Origin of the sequence: Thioclava sp. DLFJ5-1 (assembly GCF_002020115.1) — a bacterium.
GTDB lineage: Bacteria > Pseudomonadota > Alphaproteobacteria > Rhodobacterales > Rhodobacteraceae > Thioclava > Thioclava sediminum.
Map to the genome: position 1 here is coordinate 1 of NZ_MPZU01000005.1, position 17532 is coordinate 17532.

Consider the following 17532-nt stretch of genomic DNA (forward strand, 5'->3'; position numbering starts at 1 on the left):
CGCCGCCTGATCGGACGCACCTTCACATGCCCGGAGCACGCCGCCACGGAATTTCCACAGCATTCGCGACACGACCCGGGCGCTATGTGCTGGAGAATGCGGGGCTCTCGGCCTTCGAGGCCTCCGAGCTGGAGAAGCTGTTCTTCAAGCTCGACCGGGCCGCGGTGCGCGATCTCGCGCAGGTCTGGAAGCCGGGCGTCCCGGTGGAGCAGAATCCCGATTACATCGCGCGCACGAAGGAGCTCAACGCCGAGCTGGAAGCCGCGATGATGGAGCAGTTCCGCCGCCGCGGCGAGCGCGACGAGAGCGACCGCGAGACGCCGGGAAACGAGAAGACCGGACCCGAAGCCTGACCCTCCCCCTGCCCTGCGCGCACGAAAAAACGCGAGGCCCGCAAGCCTCGCGTTGGAAAAGTTCCGCGTGTATCGGGATCAGGCGGCGCGGCCGACCAGAACCTCGTCGACGGTCTTCGCGGCACGCTCTTCGTCGGTGCCCGAAACGGCGGCGACTTCGCGGGTCAGGCGCTCGAGCGCGGCTTCATAGAGCTGACGCTCCGAGTAGGACTGCTCGCGCTGATCGTCGCTGCGGTGCAGGTCGCGCACCACTTCAGCGATCGCGAGCAGGTCGCCCGAGTTGATCTTCTGTTCGTATTCCTGCGCGCGGCGCGACCACATCGCCCGCTTGACCTTCGCTTTGCCCTTGAGGGTCTCAAGCGCCTTGGTCACCATGTCGGGCGAGGAGAGGCTGCGCATCCCGACTTCGGTCGCCTTGTGCGTCGGCACACGCAGGGTCATCTTGTCCTTCTCGAAGGAGATCACGAAAAGCTCGAGCTTGAGCCCGGCGATTTCCTGTTCTTCGATGGACATGATTTTCCCCACGCCATGCGCCGGGTAGACGACGAAATCATTGGGGCGGAATTCGGTCTTCTTGGTCTTGGTCATGCGGTTCGTTTCCTTGCAGCCGGTCACGAACCCCGGTATCCAGCGAGCATAGGACGCCCACGGGGCTTCTTGAGCTCCGCGTGCGTCAGTCAGTCACGAGATCTCTTTTGCGGGCGAGCAGGCACCGCAGAAGGTGGGGTCGAACTCATTTTGTAACAGTAATATAGCAAGAATCGCATGCATTTCAAAGCGCGTTACTGTCGCGCATCCGTAATATCATACGATTTCAGTAGGTTAAGCGGCGCATTCTGGCAATTTGCCGCAGCGTAAACTGCCCCAATTCCTCGAGAATCGGGCAAATTGGTCAGAATCACCGACCCGTCAGTCGCCTTCGCCGGGCGCCTCGGAGAAATACTTCTCCAGCTTGCCACTCTCGCCGTCATGTTTCTCGGCGTCCGGCATCGGATCTTTCTTCTGGGTGATCACCGGCCAGAGTTCGGAATATTTCCGGTTGAGTTCGACCCAGGATTCCATCCCCGGCTCGGTATCCGGACGGATCGCATCGGCGGGGCATTCCGGCTCGCAGACGCCGCAGTCGATGCATTCGTCAGGATGGATCACCAACGTGTTCTCCCCCTCGTAGAAGCAATCCACCGGGCAGACCTCGACGCAGTCGGTATATTTGCAGTTGATGCAGTTATCGATGACGACGTAGGTCATTGGTGAAACCCCGATTGAACAGCTTCCTGACCCGTCCTAGCGGGGGATGCCCCCTCTTTCAAGAGAGAGCCCGAGCTTTTCGCTGCGGCATTCCGCACAGCTCAGCCTTCCGGTTCGAGCAATGCGTAAAGCGCCTGCGCCTCGACCGCCGGACCGCGCCGCGTGCCGCAGTCCAGCACCCGCAAAACGCAGATCCGTGCGTCCTGCCCTTTACCAAGCCGGAGCGTCAGCACATCGCCCGGCCCGATCGCCCGGCCGGGCTTGTCGATGCGCTGACCGTTGACGCGCGCCTTGCCACCCTGCACCAGCTCCTGCGCGAGGCCGCGGGTCTTACAGAACCGCGCCTGCCAGAGCCATTTGTCGATGCGGATGCGCTCGGGCGCGTCAGCCATAGCGAGTCGTTACTTCTTGTCCTTGAGGGCAGCCAGAACCGCGAAGGGGTTGTCCGGATCGACCGGCTTGTCCTTCTTCGGCGGGCGGGCCTCGAAGTTGCGCGCGCCTTGCGGCTTGCCACCCTTCTTGCCCTTGTGACCGTCGCGCTTGCCATGCGGCTTGCCGCCGCCCTTGCGCTCGCCACGTTCGCCACCGGGCTTGCCGCCCTGCCCCTGTTCGCGGCGCGGCGGACGGTTGCCGCGCGGACGCGGCGCCCAGGTGAAGGTGTAGAACACCTCGACCTCGTCGCTGGTCACCGCATCGGCTGCCACCATGTCGCCGCCGGCCTCGGCCGCAGCCTCCGCCTCGGGATGGGTCTCGGCAGGCTGCTCGCCGCCGCCAGCCTCGGCTTTCGCCTCGTCGGCCTGCTCGGTCTTGAGCGCCTCGGCACCGGCTTGCTCTTCGGCCTTCTCGAGATCAGCGGCCTTCACCTTGGCGCGCTCGCCCTTCTCGGCCTTGTAGCCCAGACCGCCCATCAGATCGGCGAACTGGTCCAGCGTCATGCCGGTGATCGAGAGCATGTCGGGATTGGCTTCGAACCCGCCGCGGCTGTCCTGCGTGCGCAGCAGATCGGCGAGACGTTCGAGCATGTCGATGCGGATCGCCCGCGCGCCCGAGGGGCGATAGCCCGACAGGCGGTAGGTCTCGGCATCGAACGCGTCGATATTCGGGATCGTCACGAGGCCCGGAGGCGGGCTTTCGGGGAACTCGTCCGCGCCCGACCACAGCGAGGCCAGCACCAGCCGCAGCCGCGTCGGCGCGGGCTTGAGAAGCGCGGGCATGAAGATCGTGTATTGACCGAAGCGCACGCCGTGCTTGCGCAGGCTGCCACGCGCGTCCTGATCGAGATCCTTCACCTCGGCGGCGACCTGCTCGCGCGGGATGATGCCCAGCGATTCCACCATGCGGAACGCGAAGCCACGGGCGAGCCCCGTCAGCTCTTCGTCGCGGCTCATCGCCAGAAGCGGCTCGAACAGGGCGGCGACCTTGCGGTCGATGAAATGCTGCAGGCGGCGCGTGACCTTCTCGGCCACATCCGCGCCCGCCTCGTCATCGACGAACGCCTGCACGGTCGGCTTCAGGACATCGGGCCCCTTCACCAGCTTGCCGACAGCGGTATCGCCCCACATCAGGCCGCCCTGCTCGGTGAAATCCATCTCCGTATCGGGGGCGTTGTAGAAGCGGTCGGCGCGCAGGCTGAACTCGGGCGCAAGCGCCTCGTAGGCCGCGCGGGCAAGCATCTTCGCCTCGTCGGGCGAGCCGGTCTCGTCCTGCTTGAACCGGAATCCTTCCAAACGGCCGGCGAATTCGCCTTCAACCGTCACTTCGCCCTTGTCGTTCACCTCGGCCACGAGGGTCTCCTTCTGCTTGAGCCGGCGCATCAACACAGAGGTGCGCCGGTCCACAAATCTTTGCGTCAGCGCGCCATGCAGCGCGTCCGACAGGCGGTCTTCTACAGCGCGGGTCGCCTCGCGCCAATGGCTTTCATCATCGACCCACCCTTTGCGTTGCGCAACATAGGTCCATGTGCGGATGAAGGCGAGACGACGCGAGAGCGTGTCGATATCGCCGCCCGTCCTGTCGATACGCTCGATCTGACGTGCAAGCCAGTCCGAGGGCACGCCCTTGCCCGATTGCAGGAACTCGAAGATGCGCGCCAGAAGCGTTGCATGTTCGGCCTCGGAAATCGAACGAAAATCGGGGATTCGGCAGACATCCCAGAGGAGTTGCACATCCTTTGGGCTGGTGATGCGGTCGCGGATCGCCGGATCGTCAGCCAGCACCTTGAGCGCGCGCGCATCGTCCGCCTCGCGCCCCTTGGTGAGCCATTCGCCCTCGGGCCGCGCGTCGAGCGACTGGATCAGCCGGTCCACGGTGCCGAATTCGAGCCGCGCATTGCGCCATTGCAGACGCTGCAGCGGCGCGAAGCGGTGGTTCTCGATCGCGTCGATCACCTCGGGCTGCAGCGGCCGCGCCTCGCCGGTCACGCCGAACGTGCCGTCGGTGGTGTGCCGCCCTGCCCGGCCTGCGATCTGCGCCAGCTCATGCGGGAAAAGCGGACGCATCCGCCGCCCGTCGAATTTCGAGGTGGCCGAGAACGCGACATGGTCGATATCGAGGTTGAGCCCCATGCCGATCGCATCGGTGGCGACAAGATAATCCACGTCGCCATTTTGATACATCTCGACCTGCGCGTTGCGGGTGCGGGGCGACAGCGCCCCCATCACCACCGCGCAGCCACCCTTCTGACGGCGGATCAGCTCCGCGATCGCATAGGTATTCTCGACCGAGAACCCCACGATGGCCGAGCGCGGCTTCATCCGGGAGATCTTCTTCGAGCCGGAATAGGTCAGTTCCGAGAACCGCTCGCGCTTCGTGAACTGCACCTTCGGCACCAGCGCCGCGATCGCCCCGCGCATCGTCTCGGAGCCGAGGAACAGCGTCTCGTGCAGCCCGCGCGCATGCAGCAGCCGGTCGGTGAAGACATGGCCCCGCTCGGGATCGCCACACAGCTGAATCTCGTCGATGGCAAGGAAGTCCGCGCCGATCCCCGTCGGCATCGCCTCGACCGTGCAGACCCAATATTGCGTGCGCTCGGGCACGATGCGCTCTTCGCCGGTGACCAGCGCTACGACCGAAGGCCCACGCTGCGCCACGATCCGGTCATAGACTTCGCGCGCAAGCAGCCGCAGCGGCAGCCCGATGACGCCGGTCCGATGCGCCAGCATCCTCTCGATTGCGTAATGGGTTTTGCCGGTATTGGTCGGCCCCAGAACGGCCGTGATCCGCCCGCCTTGCATCGCAGCTCCGTTCCGGCCCTTAGAGAGCCGTGCCCTGATGCGCCTTATCGAGGCGCGCAATGGCGTCTTTCACATCCTGTTGATGCGGATTCAAGGCAAAAGACTTCTGATAGGCCTCAAGCGCGCGCTTGTCGTCGCCCATCTCTTCGAGGATCGCCCCCAACCCGGCAAGCGCGCCCCAATGACGCGGCTCCAGCTTCAGGGTGTGCGCGATATCCGCCGCCGAAGGACCGTAAAGCCCGGCCATGAAATAGGCCGTCGCCCGCCCGTTCCACCCAGCGGCAAAATCGGGGGCATGGTCGGTCAGCGCCGTGAAATGCTCGATCGCGGCCTCGGTGTCGCCCGCGTCCAGTGCGTCCTCGCCGCGCTTGAACAGCAAATCCATCGCCGCAGACCCCGAGCGCGACCACGCCCTGCGGATGTCCGCCTCGGCCCGCGACCAGCCCGGATCGTTCGGATCGGCCAACTCTTTGAAATAGGGCTCGAGCCCCTCGGTTTCGGCGCTGGCGGGGAATGCCGCCATTGTTCCCAGCATCGCCGAAAAGCAAAATGCCGTGACGACACATTTGTATCTGTCAAATCGCTGCCACATAAATCATGACTGTAATGCAATTGCCGGAGAATGCGAGAGCCCGGCCATCAAATTTGGAGGACGCGATGAGCGAGGTTATCGACAAGGCCGTTGAGGCACTGCGGGCAAAACTGCCCGATGGGTTTTCTTCGACTGCAAAATTCGTGATCGAGGACGAAGGCTCGATCATTGCCGACGAGAACGGCGTGCGTGAAGGCGACGACGACGCGGAAGTCGTTCTGACCGCCGACCGCGAGACTTTCGAAGGCATGCTCAACGGCGATGTGAATCCGACTGCGGCCTTCATGTCCGGCAAGCTTTCGGTCGACGGCTCGATGGGCCTCGCCATGCAGCTGGGTGCGGCGCTCGCCTGATGGAACGTGCCCCGCTTTTCGAAGAGATCGCGCGCGGCCCCGAGGGGGGCGCGGCCTACTGGCTGACGGCGGAAGATGGTGTGCGGATACGTTTCGCGCATTGGCCTGCCCCGCCCCAACCACGCGGCACGGTCTTTCTGGGATGCGGACGCACCGAGTATGTCGAGAAATACGGCCCTGCGGCCGCGGAATTCGCGGCCCGGGGCTATGCCATGCTCGCCATCGACTGGCGCGGGCAAGGCCTGGCCGACCGGCTTTTGCCTGACGCGCCCGAAAAGGGCCATGTCGGCGGCTTGCAGGATTACCAGTGGGATCTGCACGCGGTGATCGCCGCCGCGGACGAGCTGGGCCTGCCGCAACCCTATTACATCGTGGGTCACTCGATGGGCGGCGCGATCGCGCTGCGCGCGGTGATGCATGAGCACCACCGCTTCAACGCGGTCGCGTTCTCCGCGCCGATGTGGGGGATCGCCACCTCGGCCCTGCTGCACCCGTTCCGGATCGTGCTGGCGAACCTTCTGGGCGACGGCTTCCTTGCGAACAACTATCCGCCCGGCATGAACGGCACCACCTATGTCTACCGCGACAGTTTCGAGGCGAACCGCCTGACCCGCGATCCCGAGATGTGGGCCTGGCTGGTCGAGCAGGCCGCGAAACATCCCGAACTGACGCTGGCTGGCCCGACGATCCACTGGGTCGCCGAAAGTCTGCTGGAATGCGAGGCGCTGGCCGCGCGGCCTTCCCCCGACCTGCCCTGCTATTGCGGCTTGGGCGGGGTGGAGAAGATCGTGCACACGCCCGCGGTCCATGAGCGGATGGGGCGCTGGCCGAAGGGCACGCTGGACGTCATCCCGGACGCCGAGCACGAATTGATGATGGAAATCCCCGCGACGCGGAAACGCTTCTACGACGGCTGCACTACGCTGTTCGACGCGGCGGGCGGGCTGGACGCCCGCGAGCCGGTCAAAGCTGAATCTGCGTGAAGCTGTCGCGCAGCGCGTTCGACCAGGCTTCCGACATTTCCGCGAAATCGCTGTCGCCCGCCTCGATGCGGCGCTGGCTGGAAATCCGGCAGTCGTCCTTCTTGATCACCGCCAGATCGAGCGGCATGCCCACCGAGAGATTCGAGCGCAGCGTCGAATCCATCGACAGAAGCACCGCCTTCTGAGCGTCGATCAGGTTGGTGTCGGGACGCACGACACGATCGAGGATCGGCTTGCCGTATTTATGCTCGCCGATCTGCAGGAAGGGCGTGTCCTCGGTCGCCTCGATGAAATTGCCTTCCGGGTAGATCAGGAACATCCGCATCTCGCCGCCCGCGCGCTGGCCCGCGACGATCATCGAGGCCGAGGTCGAGACCCGCTCGGCATCCATCCGGCTCGTGATGTCCTTGCGCACGCCAGCCATCGTGTTGCCGATAATCTCGGCCACTTTCAGCATGGTAGGCGCTTCCATGATCGAGCTGTCGCCCGTCGCGTCGCTCGCCTCCGCCGCTTCGCGCAGCCGCGCCAGCGTCGTTTGCGTGACCGAGAGCGAGCCCGCGGTCATGATCGCGATCACCCGTTCGCCGGGCTCCTCGAAGGTGAACATCTTGCGATAGGTCGCGATGTTGTCGAGCCCGCCATTCGTCCGCGTGTCCGACAGCAGCACCATCCCCTCGTTCAGCAAGAGGCCTACGCAATAGGTCATGTTCGTTCCCTGATCCCTGACAAGCGCGCAATCTATTGCTGGACTTGGTCCAAGGCAACTGTGACGTGCAGTCGCTCCTCACCCGAGCCTTGGGTGATGCCACGGATCGGCGCAGCTTCGCGCGCATCCAACCCGGAGCCGAGACGGATATAGCGCTCGTCGGGGCAGCATTTGTTCGCCGGGTCGAAGCCGATCCAGCCGATCCCTGCGACCCAGATCTCGCCCCAGGCATGCGCGGCCTCGTGCGGCGTGCCGTCATCGGTCGCGAACAGGTAGCCCGAGACATAGCGCGCGGGCAGATCGACGCAGCGGGCGACCGCAACCAGCGCGTGGGCATGGTCCTGACAGACCCCCTCCCCCTGCGCCAGCGCCTCCGCGGCGGTGGTGTGCGAATGGGTGGCACCCGGCTTGTAGGCGATTGCCTCGGAGATCGCGGCGCTCAGGCGATGCGCCCGGTTGAGATCTTCCGTGGCCCCTGCAACGGCCTCTTCCGCCAGCGCCGCCAGACTGTCGTCGATCCAGGTCGCGACGGTCTCGCGCAGGTACGCCATCGGATGCACCAGCTCGCGATGGCCGCGCAGCACGCCCGAGGTGTCGAAGGTCTCGACCTGCCCTTTCACGGTGATCGCGACCTCGTCGACCGGCGGACGGATCGACCAGCCCTCGACCCGGTCGCCCGCGCCGTCGCGGAAAGACCCGCCACGGAGACCGCCTTCGACCGAGACGTCCCATTCGATCACGCGCTGGCCCTCGAAGCGCGAGGGGAACATGCGCAGAGATTGCACCGCAGCGCCCATCGGTGCGTCGTAATCATAGGTGGTGACATGGTTGACGGTGAGGATCATCGCGCATCTCCCGACAGGTAGGTTTGCTGAACGAGCGCGGTAAGCTGCCCGACCTCGCCGATGAAGCGGGTGAGGAACTCGTGCAGGCCTTCGTCGATAATTTCGGCGACCTGCGTCTGGTTCAGCTCGGTCATGATCGCCTTGGCGCGCATCTGCGGCAGGCCGGTGCCCGGCTCGACCTCGTAGAAGCTTTCGAGATTGTCGAGATGGTGCATCGCCTTGCGCGTGGCCGAGATCAACGAGCGCGGGCTGGCCGGATTGAGGATCAGGAAATGCATGATCTTCGATGCCGTCAACTCGCCGCCATAGGCCCAGTGGAAGGCCCGGTAGGATTGCAGCGCGCGCAACAGCACCTGCCATTGGTAATTGTCGAGCCCCGAGCCCACCATCTCCACCGAGGGCAGCAGCACGAAGTACTTAACGTCGATCAGACGCGCAGTGTTGTCCGCCCGCTCCAGCGCATAGCCGAGGTTCATGAAGAAGAACCCGTCATTGCGCAGCATCGTGCCGTCCATCGCGCCCCGCAGCAGCGCCGATTGCCGGGCCACCCATTCGCAGAGCTCGGTAATTTCCCATTCAGAGCGCGGCTGACGCTCGATCTGGCGAATCTCCTGAAACGCGGTGTTGAGCGTGTCCCAGACCTGACCTGTGATCGCCGTGCGCACGATGCGGGCGTTTTCCCGCGCCCGCTCGATGCAGGACACCACCGAGGACGGGTTGTCGCGGTCGAAGAACAGATAGCTCTCTATATTGCGCTGCACCGGGTCGCCGTATTTCTCGGAGAAGCCGTCGGCGGTGCCCGAGGCTTGCAGCAGGCTCTCCCATTCCGAGCGGTAGCCATGCCCGGTCGAAGGCGTCAGCGCGATCCGCGCGCCGACCTCCAGAAGCCGTGCCATCGTCTCCGCGCGCTCCATGTAGCGCGCGACCCAGAACAGGTTTTCAGCGGTTCTACTCAGCATCCGATCACTCCGCCAAAACCCAGGTGTCTTTCACGCCCCCGCCCTGCGAGGAGTTCACGACGAGCGACCCTTCGGTCAGCGCGACGCGGGTCAGCCCGCCGGGGACCAGCTCGACCTTCTCGCCGACAAGGCAATAGGGCCGCAGATCGACGTGACGCGGGGCCACGCCCTCTTCCACGAAGGTCGGCGTGGTCGACAGCGCCAGCGTCGGCTGGGCGATGTAGTTCTCGGGGTTGTCCTCGATCTTGTGGCGGAAATTCTCGATCTGCTCCTTGGTCGATTTCGGCCCGACGAGCATCCCGTAACCGCCCGAGCCGTGAACTTCCTTCACCACCAGCTCGGAGAGGTTTTCGAGAACGTATTTGCAATCGTCCTTCTTGGCGCATTGCCAGGTCGGCACGTTTTCCAGAAGCGGCTCTTCGCCCAGATAGAAGCGCACCATTTCCGGCACGAACGTGTAGATCGCCTTGTCGTCGGCCACGCCCGCTCCGGGCGCCGAGCAGATCGAAACGCCGCCCGAGCGGTAGACATCCATCAGCCCCGGAATGCCCAGCATCGAATCCGGGCGGAAGCAGAGCGGGTCGAGGAAAGCGTCGTCGATCCGGCGATAGATCACGTCGAGCTTCTTCGGGCCTTCCGTCGTGCGCATCCAGCAGAAGCCGCCCTCGCAGAACAGGTCCGGGCCTTCCACCAATTCGACACCCATCAGATCGGCAAGGAAGGAATGCTCGTAATAGGCCGAGTTGAAATGGCCTGGCGTGAGGATCGCGACCGTCGGCTCGCCCTCGCATTTCGTCGGCGCGACCGAGGCCAAGGTGCGGCGCAGCGCATCCGAATAGCCATCCACCGGCTCGATCCGGTTCTCGCGGAACAGCTGCGGGAACATGCGCATCATGATCTCGCGATTCTCCAGCATGTAGGAGACGCCCGACGGGGTGCGGCAGTTATCTTCGAGCACGTAGAACTGATCGGGTCCGGTGCGCACGAGATCGACCCCAACGATATGGCTGTAGATGCCACGCGGCGGAATGAAGCCCGAAACCGCGCGTTCGTAAGCGTCGTTTTGATAGACCAGCCGCGCCGGGATTCGTCCCGCCCGCACGATCTCGCCGCGCCCGTAGACGTCGAGCAGAAAGGCATTCAGCGCCCGGGCGCGCTGCTTGATGCCGCGCTCCAGCTTGCGCCATTCCGGTTGGGTGAAAACGCGCGGAAACATGTCGAAGGGAATCAGACGGTCCGGATCCCCACCCTCGCCATAGACGGCGAAAGTGATGCCGATCCTGCGAAACAGCGCCTCGGCTTCGGCTTGCTTCATCGCGCGCAACTCGGACGGCATTTCGCGCATCCAGCCGTCGAGCCCGCTATAGGGCTGACGCACTTGGCCGCCGTCGAACATCTCGTTGAAATACTCTGTCATCGCGCCGGTTAAGTCCCCCTAGTCTTTTATTTATGTCTAGGCCCTGTACCCCGCGAGTAAAAGGCGATGGCCAATGTTATGCAACGCGCCACGTCCGGGGAAAGTTCATTTCATAGCATCTGCTGAAAAATTGTGCAGCACCGAGCAGCCCCGCGCCCTTGTCAGGGCGGCGCCCCTGCCCCTATCTGGAAAGCAACCGATCAGACACGAGGAACTCCATGACGCTCACACCCCGCCGCCCCGTTTTCGATGCGAATTCAAATGCAGGGGCGTTCGGCGATCTGCCCGAATGGGATCTGAGCGATCTCTACCCCGCACCCGACGCGCCGGAACTGACCAAGGACATGGCATGGCTGGAAAAAGCCTGCGCCGAGTTCGCCGCCGATTACGAAGGCAAACTGGCCGATCTCGATGCCGCGGGCATGGCAGAGTGCATCAAGCGCTACGAGGAGATCGACGAGAAAGCGGGCCGCGTGATGTCCTATACGGGCCTGCGCTATTACCAGAACACGACCGACCCGGCGCGGGTGAAGCTGCTGTCCGACGCGCAGGACAAGATCACCACCTACACGACGCCGCTCGTCTTCTTCAGCCTCGAATTCAACCGCATCCCGGACGAGACCTACGAGGCCGTCTTCGCCGATTCGAAAGTCGCCCGCTACAAGCCGGTGTTTGACCGGATGCGCGCGATGAAGCCCTATCAGCTCTCCGACGAGCTGGAGAAATTCCTGCACGATCAATCGGTCGTGGGCGCAGCCGCGTGGAACCGTCTGTTCGACGAGACCACCGCCGCGCTGGAATTCGAGGTGCAGGGCGAAAAGCTGAGCCTTGAGGCCACCACCACGCTTCTCTCCGACCACAATCGCGAAAAGCGCGAAGCGGCGGCGAAGGAGCTGGCGAATGTGTTCGGCGAGAACATCCGCACCTTCTCGCGCATCCACAACACGCTCGCGAAGGAAAAGGAAATCGAGGATCGCTGGCGCAAGATGCCGACGCCGCAGACCGGGCGCCACTTGTCGAACGACGTGGAGCCCGAAGTGGTACAAGCGCTGCGCGACGCCGTGGTCGCGGCCTATCCGCGCCTGTCGCATCGCTACTACAAGCTGAAGGCGAAATGGCTCGGCCTCGACAAGCTGCAGATCTGGGACCGCAACGCGCCGCTGCCCACCGAAGCCCCGCGCGACATCATGTGGGACGAGGCGAAGGACACCGTGCTGGACGCCTATTCCGGCTTCGATCCGCGCATGGCCGATATCGCGCAGCCCTTCTTTGACAAAGGCTGGATCGATGCGGGCGTGAAACCGGGCAAGGCGCCGGGCGCCTTCGCGCATCCGACCGTGACGACCGTGCACCCCTATGTGATGCTCAACTACCTCGGCAAACCGCGCGACGTGATGACGCTGGCGCATGAGCTGGGCCACGGCGTCCATCAGGTGCTGGCTGCAAAGCAGGGCGAGATGCTGGCCAACACGCCGCTGACGCTGGCAGAGACGGCCTCGGTCTTCGGCGAGATGCTGACCTTCCGCAAGCTGCTGGCTGCCGCAAAGACCAAGGAGGAGCGCAAGACGCTTCTGGCCGGCAAGGTCGAGGACATGATCAACACGGTCGTGCGCCAGATCGCCTTCTACGATTTCGAGTGCAAGCTGCATGCAGCCCGCGCCGAAGGGGAACTGACGCCCGAGGATATCAACGCGCTGTGGATGTCGGTGCAGGGCGAGAGCCTCGGCCCGGCATTCGAGTTCATGGAAGGTTACGAGACCTTCTGGTCCTACATCCCGCACTTCGTCCACTCGCCCTTCTACGTCTATGCCTACGCTTTCGGCGACGGTCTGGTGAACGCGCTATACGCCGCCTATGAGGCCGCGCCCGAGGGCTTCCAGGACAAGTATTTCGCGATGCTGGAAGCGGGCGGCTCGATGCACCACAAGGAACTGCTCGCGCCCTTCGGCCTCGATGCGTCCGACCCGGCCTTCTGGGACAAGGGCCTGTCGATGATCGAAGGCTTCATCGACGAGCTGGAGGCGATGGAGGAGTAATCCTCCCGCCCCGTTCTGAAAACGAAAAAACGCCGCGCGAGGTTCTCAACGCGCGGCGTTTCCGTGACCGGCTCCCCACAAGCACTGTCAACTCCAACCGGAACCTTTACCCCTGAAGGCCCCGGTCAGATCAGCATTTCTTCGACCTCGAAACGGGTCAGCCGCGGCGCGGCGATCGGGCCGAACTCGCGCAGCTTGTCCATTTGCGGAAACAGCGCGAGGAACAGCTCGGCCATCCGCGGGTCGATCATCCGCTCGAACCCTTCGCCGGGATGGAAGCTCTCGACCTCCATGCCTCCGACCTTGAGCGAGCCATGTTGCTCGAGCACCAGATGATAGGCGGAGACTGGCGAGATCGGCGTGACCTCGATGACACTCACCCCATCGACGAAGGCCGCGATCGGCGCATAGGCGGCCTCGATCCCCAGACGTCCGCGCAGCCGGGCATCGCGCAGGCAAATCCGCGCATGCGGGCCCAGCACCAGATCCTGCGACGGGCGGCCATGTCCGAAGGCTTCGGCGGTCACGCGGATCATCCGCGCGGCCACGTCCTTCGCCGCCGGGAACATCGTCATCGAGCCTTTCCAGGTAATCGTCTCAACGCGCTCATCGGCGGTCAGAACCCGCATCCCGGGCACCAGATCCTCAACCGAGATCGGCCCCTCTTCGGTAGCGATCACGGCACCGCGCGCCAAGGCGGAGAACGCTTCCTCGAACAGCGGAATCGCCGGGGCGACGCGGGATGTTTCTTCGATGAAGCCGTTCGCCTCCAGCCACCACGCGGCATAGCGGCGGGTCATCGCAGAGGCGCGCAGGGCGCGTTTCGGCGCATTCGGACTCGCACGCAAGGGGCGCGGCAGAGGCGGTTCGGTTTCGGTGGGACGTAGCGCGGTAGCTGCCGTCCGGTGGGGTAGATTCATGCGATAGGCCTTTCGGTCTTCTCACGGCTGCATCGGCCCCCACCGGTTGCAGAGAGACGCTCACAACATGGCTAAAACGTGCGAGGCCGTCAAATTATTGACGCGATTGTCTCGCGATCGCCGAGCAGTCAGCACCTGCCCTTACGGCACGTTTCTCCACCGCGCACAAACGGCCACAGTCTCACCACATTCGAAACGAATCACCCGCCCCCAGAGACACTGGAGACGGGTGATGAAAATGGCCGGGCGTGGCAGCGCCCGGCCAGGTCTCGCATTGCGATCAGCATGACCAATTACGATCGCCGCGCGAGAAGGGAGGTCACTGTGCGGCGCTGCCCCGGCGCGGCGCGGACGCCACAGGGCGGCTGGTCTGCGACGGGCGCGCCTTGCGGGCCCAGGGCATCCGCGTGTCGCAGTCGCGGGCGGAGGCCACGGCGGCTTTCATCCAGCGGCGGGTCGGTTGAGTCTTGTTCATGTCTTTGTCCCCTCGTCACGAGATCGTCTCCGATCCGGTTCGAGACTGTTCTGACCGCGCAATGGGGCCAGCATGGGGCGGGAGTTGGATTTTTTCGCGCAAGGAAACGAAAGAATGCGGCAAGGCGAATTGTCTCAGCCGCCCCGCCAATATCGTAAAGCGCGCCGCCCGCGTGCCCGGATCAGAGCCGGATCGCCGAGAGCAGACGCCCGTAATCGGCCTCGCCCGCATGGGTCGTGCGGCGATAGGAATAGAAGCGCTCGGGCTCCTGATAGGTGCAGCGGCGCATCCATTCCGCCTCGCCGACGCCCGCCTCGCGCAGCCGGTGCAGCGAAAAGCTCGGCAGGTCGAAATGCGGCTTGCCCGAGGGGCCGGGCGAGAAGAAGCGGCTGTAGTCCATGTCCTCCATCAGGAACTGCTCCATGAAGTCTTCGCCGACCTCGTAGGAATGGACCGAGATGCACGGCCCGATCACCGCCGTGATATTCTCGCGATGCGCGCCCAAACGCTCCATCGCGTCGAGCGTGTTCTCTAGCACACCCTCCATCGCGCCGCGCCATCCCGCATGGGCCGCGCCGATGACGCCGGCTTTCGGGTCGGAGAACAGCACCGGCTGGCAATCGGCGGTCAGGATCGAGATCGCGATGCCCGGCACCTTGGTCACGGCCGCATCGGCGCGCGGCGGCGGATCGGTGATCTCCTCGATCACCGCGACATCGGGCGAATGCACCTGATTGACGCCTTGCAGCGCGTTCAGCTCCACGCCCATCGCATCGGCTGCACGGGCGCGATTTGTGCGCACCGCCTCGCTTTGATCCGACGAGCCGGGACCGCAGTTGAGCCCCGCAAAAATACCCGAGGACGCGCCGCCTTTGCGTGTGAAGAACCCGTGCTTCACGGTTCCCAAGGCGGGTGAGGTCAGAATTTCGAGCATCGTCGACATCGCGTTCCTCAATAGCTCAGATGGTCTTCGGATCGAACCCCGGCGGCAGCGGCGCAGCGGGTGCGACAATCGCCAGAGCTTGGAACAGGTGACCCATTTCCTCGGGATGGGTCAAGCGGCGATGCGCGGCGATATGGGTCTCGCGCGCGGCCCCCGATAACGCTTCCGCGAGGCGCTGCGCCCGTGCCGTGATGCCGAGCCGCTCCAGCAGAACGCCCTGCGCGGTCATGCCCGAGACGGCGGCCCCCGCGTCTTGCGCCGCCTGCGCCAGAGGCTCGAAATCGACATGGGCGGTCAGGTCCGCCTCGCCGGGCTCCGCAAACGGATCGACGGGCTCATGGCCCTTGAGCGCCTGAAACGTGTCGCCCTTGGAATGCCAGTTGCCATAGTCGATCAGCAGCGCCGCACCACCTTGGTTTGCAATCCGCGCGGCCAGCGTCTCGGTGAAGTTCACCGCAGCCGCACAGGTTTCGACCACGTCGCCCGGCACTGTGTCAGACATGCGCGGCTCCAGCGCCTCGAGACGCGACGGCGGCGCGAGGCCGGGCGTCAGATTGCCGTCGTCGGACAGCCCCACCTGCCGCTCGGCCCAGCCGTCGCCGTCCCGCTGGAACTGCCGGATCGGCAGCGCGTCGAGAAACTCGTTCGCGACGAGGAAAACCGGCCTTTCGGGCAAACCGTCGATAGTCTCGTGCCACGTGACCTGATGCGGCGCGAGCGTCTCGCGCTGGATTTCGCGCAAGGTGGGCGAGGCTTCGATCAGATGGACCTGTGCGGCCTCCACCATCCCCGGCACCGCCTTCATCGCGCGCAGCATATCGGCCATCAGCGTGCCACGCCCCGGCCCGGCCTCGGCCAGCACGAAGGGCGCGGGCCGACCCTGATCGAGCCACGCCTGCGCCAGACACAGGCCCAGCATCTCGCCGAACATCTGGGAAATCTCCGGCGCGGTGATGAAATCGCCAGCCCGCCCGAACGGATCGCGGGTCGCGTAATAGCCATGCTCGGGATGCAGCAGGCAGGCGCTCATATAGCGGTCGAGCCGCATCGGCCCCTCCGCCGCGATCTGCGCGGCAAGGATGTCGCCCAGCGGGGTCACGAGGCTTTCGGCGCCCGAAGCGCGCGGATCACGAAATACAGCCCCACCGCGATCATCGGCAGCGACAGCACCTGCCCCATCGTCAGACCCCAGCCATCGGTGAAGCGGATCACGTGGCCGTAGGGATTGCCGAGGGTCACGAATTGCGGATCGCCCTGCCGGAACAGCTCGACAAAGGCGCGCGCGGCGCCGTAGCCCATCAGGAACACGCCGAGGCTCAGGCCGGGGCGTTTCAGCGAGCGGCCGAACCACACCATGCTCCACAGGATCAGGCCTAGCAGCAGCCCCTCCAGCCCCGCCTCGTAGAGCTGCGAGGGATGGCGCGCGCAGGTGCCATCCACCTGCCCCGCGATCCCGAGGCAGGTCTGCGCCAGCTCACCGGGGAAGATCACGCCCCACGGCACGTCCGTGGGCCGCCCCCAAAGCTCCGGCTTGATGAAATTCGCGATCCGCCCGAGGAACAGACCGATCGGCGCGACCAGCGCCATTGCATCGGCCAGTTGCAGCTTGGGCACGTCATGCCGTCGCGCGAACCACCACCCTGCGAGCAGCGTGCCCAGAAAGCCCCCGTGGAAGGACATGCCGCCCTGCCAGACCTTCACGATATCGAGCGGATGGGCTAGATACCACGCGGGCTCATAGAACAGGATGAAGCCAAGTCGCCCGCCCAGAACCACGCCGATGATCACCGCCGTCAGCAGGTCCTCGACCTTGCCGTGCTCCATCGGCGAACGGTTCTGAGGCCAGAGTGTATCGCGCTTCATCAGCGCCACGATGATCTGCCAGCCCGCGATCAGCCCCGCGATATAGGCCAGCGCATACCAGCGGATCGGCAGGCCGAGACCGGGGATCGTGATGGCGACCGGATCGAAATCGGGGAAGGGAATGGCGAGAGGCAGCAAGGCGGTCTCCTGTCAGAAATCGTCGCGAGAAAGCCCTGCGCAGGCCGGGAAGTCAACCTTGCCAGCGGGACCGCCGGGGCCCATATAGACAGGGAAGCAGAAATTGACCGCAAGGGGATGCCGATGCAGCCGCCCAACAAGATGTTCGACGAAATGTCCAAGCTGATGACCAACGCGATGGGCGTGGCCCAAGGCGCGAAGGACGAGGCCGAGACGGCGATGAAAAGCTGGATGGACCGCTGGCTGGCCGACCGCGACCTCGTGACCCGCGAGGAATTCGACGCGGTTCGTGCGATGGCGCAGAAAGCGCGCGAGGAGAACGAGGCACTGAAGGCCCGCATCGAGGCGCTCGAAGGCAAGTCCGAGAGCTGAACGCTTCGCGATGGAATTTGAAAACGCCCGGTCATTATGGCCGGGCGTTTTTCGTTGGGGACCCGCGCGGGGCGACAAGCCCCCGAACCTTTCGTA

18 protein-coding genes and 1 pseudogene are annotated in these 17532 nt (G+C 64.6%); 5 read left to right on the plus strand and 14 right to left on the minus strand.

What is annotated here, in order from left to right; genetic code table 11:
* A pseudogene (locus BMI86_RS21395) lies at positions 1-353 on the plus strand (hypothetical protein); the annotation flags it as partial.
* Between the two features lie 78 nt (positions 354-431).
* On the opposite strand, the gene BMI86_RS14875 reads toward BMI86_RS21395, so the two are convergent.
* From BMI86_RS14875 to BMI86_RS14895, 5 genes are all read right to left on the minus strand, one after another.
* Positions 432-941, minus strand: coding sequence for a CarD family transcriptional regulator (locus tag BMI86_RS14875; RefSeq protein ID WP_075774088.1), 510 nt, complete (start codon positions 939-941; stop codon positions 432-434).
* 321 nt (positions 942-1262) lie between these two features.
* Positions 1263-1601 (minus strand): ferredoxin FdxA, encoded by a 339-nt coding sequence (gene fdxA / locus BMI86_RS14880; RefSeq protein WP_078520521.1) that lies wholly within the window; start codon positions 1599-1601, stop codon positions 1263-1265.
* 101 nt (positions 1602-1702) lie between these two features.
* On the minus strand, positions 1703-1993 hold the full coding sequence (locus BMI86_RS14885; protein ID WP_078542109.1) for an RNA-binding S4 domain-containing protein: 291 nt from the start codon (positions 1991-1993) through the stop codon (positions 1703-1705).
* Between the two features lie 9 nt (positions 1994-2002).
* Positions 2003-4834 (minus strand): helicase-related protein, encoded by a 2832-nt coding sequence (locus BMI86_RS14890; RefSeq protein ID WP_078542110.1) that lies wholly within the window; start codon positions 4832-4834, stop codon positions 2003-2005.
* Between the two features lie 19 nt (positions 4835-4853).
* Entirely contained in the window at positions 4854-5357 is a 504-nt protein-coding gene (locus BMI86_RS14895) for a tetratricopeptide repeat protein (RefSeq protein WP_246831727.1), read from the minus strand.
* Positions 5358-5491: 134 nt separating this feature from the next.
* On the opposite strand from BMI86_RS14895, the gene BMI86_RS14900 reads away from it, so the two are divergent.
* On the plus strand, positions 5492-5779 hold the full coding sequence (locus BMI86_RS14900) for an SCP2 sterol-binding domain-containing protein (protein ID WP_078542112.1): 288 nt from the start codon (positions 5492-5494) through the stop codon (positions 5777-5779).
* On the plus strand, positions 5779-6762 hold the full coding sequence (locus tag BMI86_RS14905) for an alpha/beta hydrolase (RefSeq protein ID WP_078542113.1): 984 nt from the start codon (positions 5779-5781) through the stop codon (positions 6760-6762). Before BMI86_RS14900 ends, BMI86_RS14905 begins: the two co-directional genes overlap by 1 nt.
* Here the strand turns inward: BMI86_RS14905 and BMI86_RS14910 are convergent.
* The 4 genes from BMI86_RS14910 to BMI86_RS14925 are packed head-to-tail and all read right to left on the minus strand — an operon-like array spanning position 6743 to position 10689.
* Positions 6743-7468 (minus strand): peptidase, encoded by a 726-nt coding sequence (locus BMI86_RS14910; protein ID WP_078520527.1) that lies wholly within the window; start codon positions 7466-7468, stop codon positions 6743-6745. The genes BMI86_RS14905 and BMI86_RS14910 overlap by 20 nt on opposite strands.
* Positions 7469-7500: 32 nt before the next feature.
* Positions 7501-8313, minus strand: a complete 813-nt coding sequence (locus tag BMI86_RS14915) for a transglutaminase family protein (RefSeq protein ID WP_078542114.1) — start codon at positions 8311-8313, stop codon at positions 7501-7503.
* Entirely contained in the window at positions 8310-9272 is a 963-nt protein-coding gene (locus tag BMI86_RS14920) for an alpha-E domain-containing protein (protein ID WP_078520529.1), read from the minus strand. The genes BMI86_RS14915 and BMI86_RS14920 overlap by 4 nt, the downstream gene beginning before the upstream one ends.
* A gap of 4 nt (positions 9273-9276) precedes the next feature.
* Positions 9277-10689 carry a circularly permuted type 2 ATP-grasp protein gene (locus BMI86_RS14925; protein WP_078542115.1) on the minus strand — a complete coding sequence of 471 codons (1413 nt, stop codon included), beginning with the start codon at positions 10687-10689 and terminating at the stop codon, positions 9277-9279.
* A 218-nt stretch (positions 10690-10907) separates the two neighbouring features.
* On the opposite strand from BMI86_RS14925, the gene BMI86_RS14930 reads away from it, so the two are divergent.
* Complete coding sequence (locus BMI86_RS14930; protein ID WP_078542116.1) at positions 10908-12725, plus strand: M3 family oligoendopeptidase; 1818 nt, start codon at positions 10908-10910, stop codon at positions 12723-12725.
* A 125-nt stretch (positions 12726-12850) separates the two neighbouring features.
* On the opposite strand, the gene BMI86_RS14935 is transcribed toward BMI86_RS14930, so the two are convergent.
* From BMI86_RS14935 to lgt, 5 genes are all read right to left on the minus strand, one after another.
* Positions 12851-13525, minus strand: coding sequence for a Hint domain-containing protein (locus BMI86_RS14935; protein WP_168173869.1), 675 nt, complete (start codon positions 13523-13525; stop codon positions 12851-12853).
* Positions 13526-13964: 439 nt separating this feature from the next.
* Entirely contained in the window at positions 13965-14120 is a 156-nt protein-coding gene (locus tag BMI86_RS21290) for a hypothetical protein (RefSeq protein WP_168173870.1), read from the minus strand.
* 181 nt (positions 14121-14301) lie between these two features.
* The gene (gene pgeF, locus BMI86_RS14940) at positions 14302-15054 is read right to left on the minus strand and encodes a peptidoglycan editing factor PgeF (protein ID WP_078520602.1); all 753 of its coding nucleotides are present in this window, start codon (positions 15052-15054) and stop codon (positions 14302-14304) included.
* Positions 15055-15079: 25 nt separating this feature from the next.
* The gene (locus BMI86_RS14945; RefSeq protein ID WP_078542118.1) at positions 15080-16162 is read right to left on the minus strand and encodes an SAM-dependent methyltransferase; all 1083 of its coding nucleotides are present in this window, start codon (positions 16160-16162) and stop codon (positions 15080-15082) included.
* Complete coding sequence (gene lgt / locus BMI86_RS14950; protein WP_078542119.1) at positions 16159-17064, minus strand: prolipoprotein diacylglyceryl transferase; 906 nt, start codon at positions 17062-17064, stop codon at positions 16159-16161. Before lgt ends, BMI86_RS14945 begins: the two co-directional genes overlap by 4 nt.
* Before the next feature lie 123 nt (positions 17065-17187).
* Here lgt and BMI86_RS14955 point away from each other — a divergent pair, with 123 nt between their 5' ends.
* Positions 17188-17436: an accessory factor UbiK family protein gene (locus tag BMI86_RS14955; protein WP_078520603.1), complete on the plus strand. Its 249-nt coding sequence runs from the start codon at positions 17188-17190 to the stop codon at positions 17434-17436.
* Positions 17437-17532: the final 96 nt, after the last annotated feature.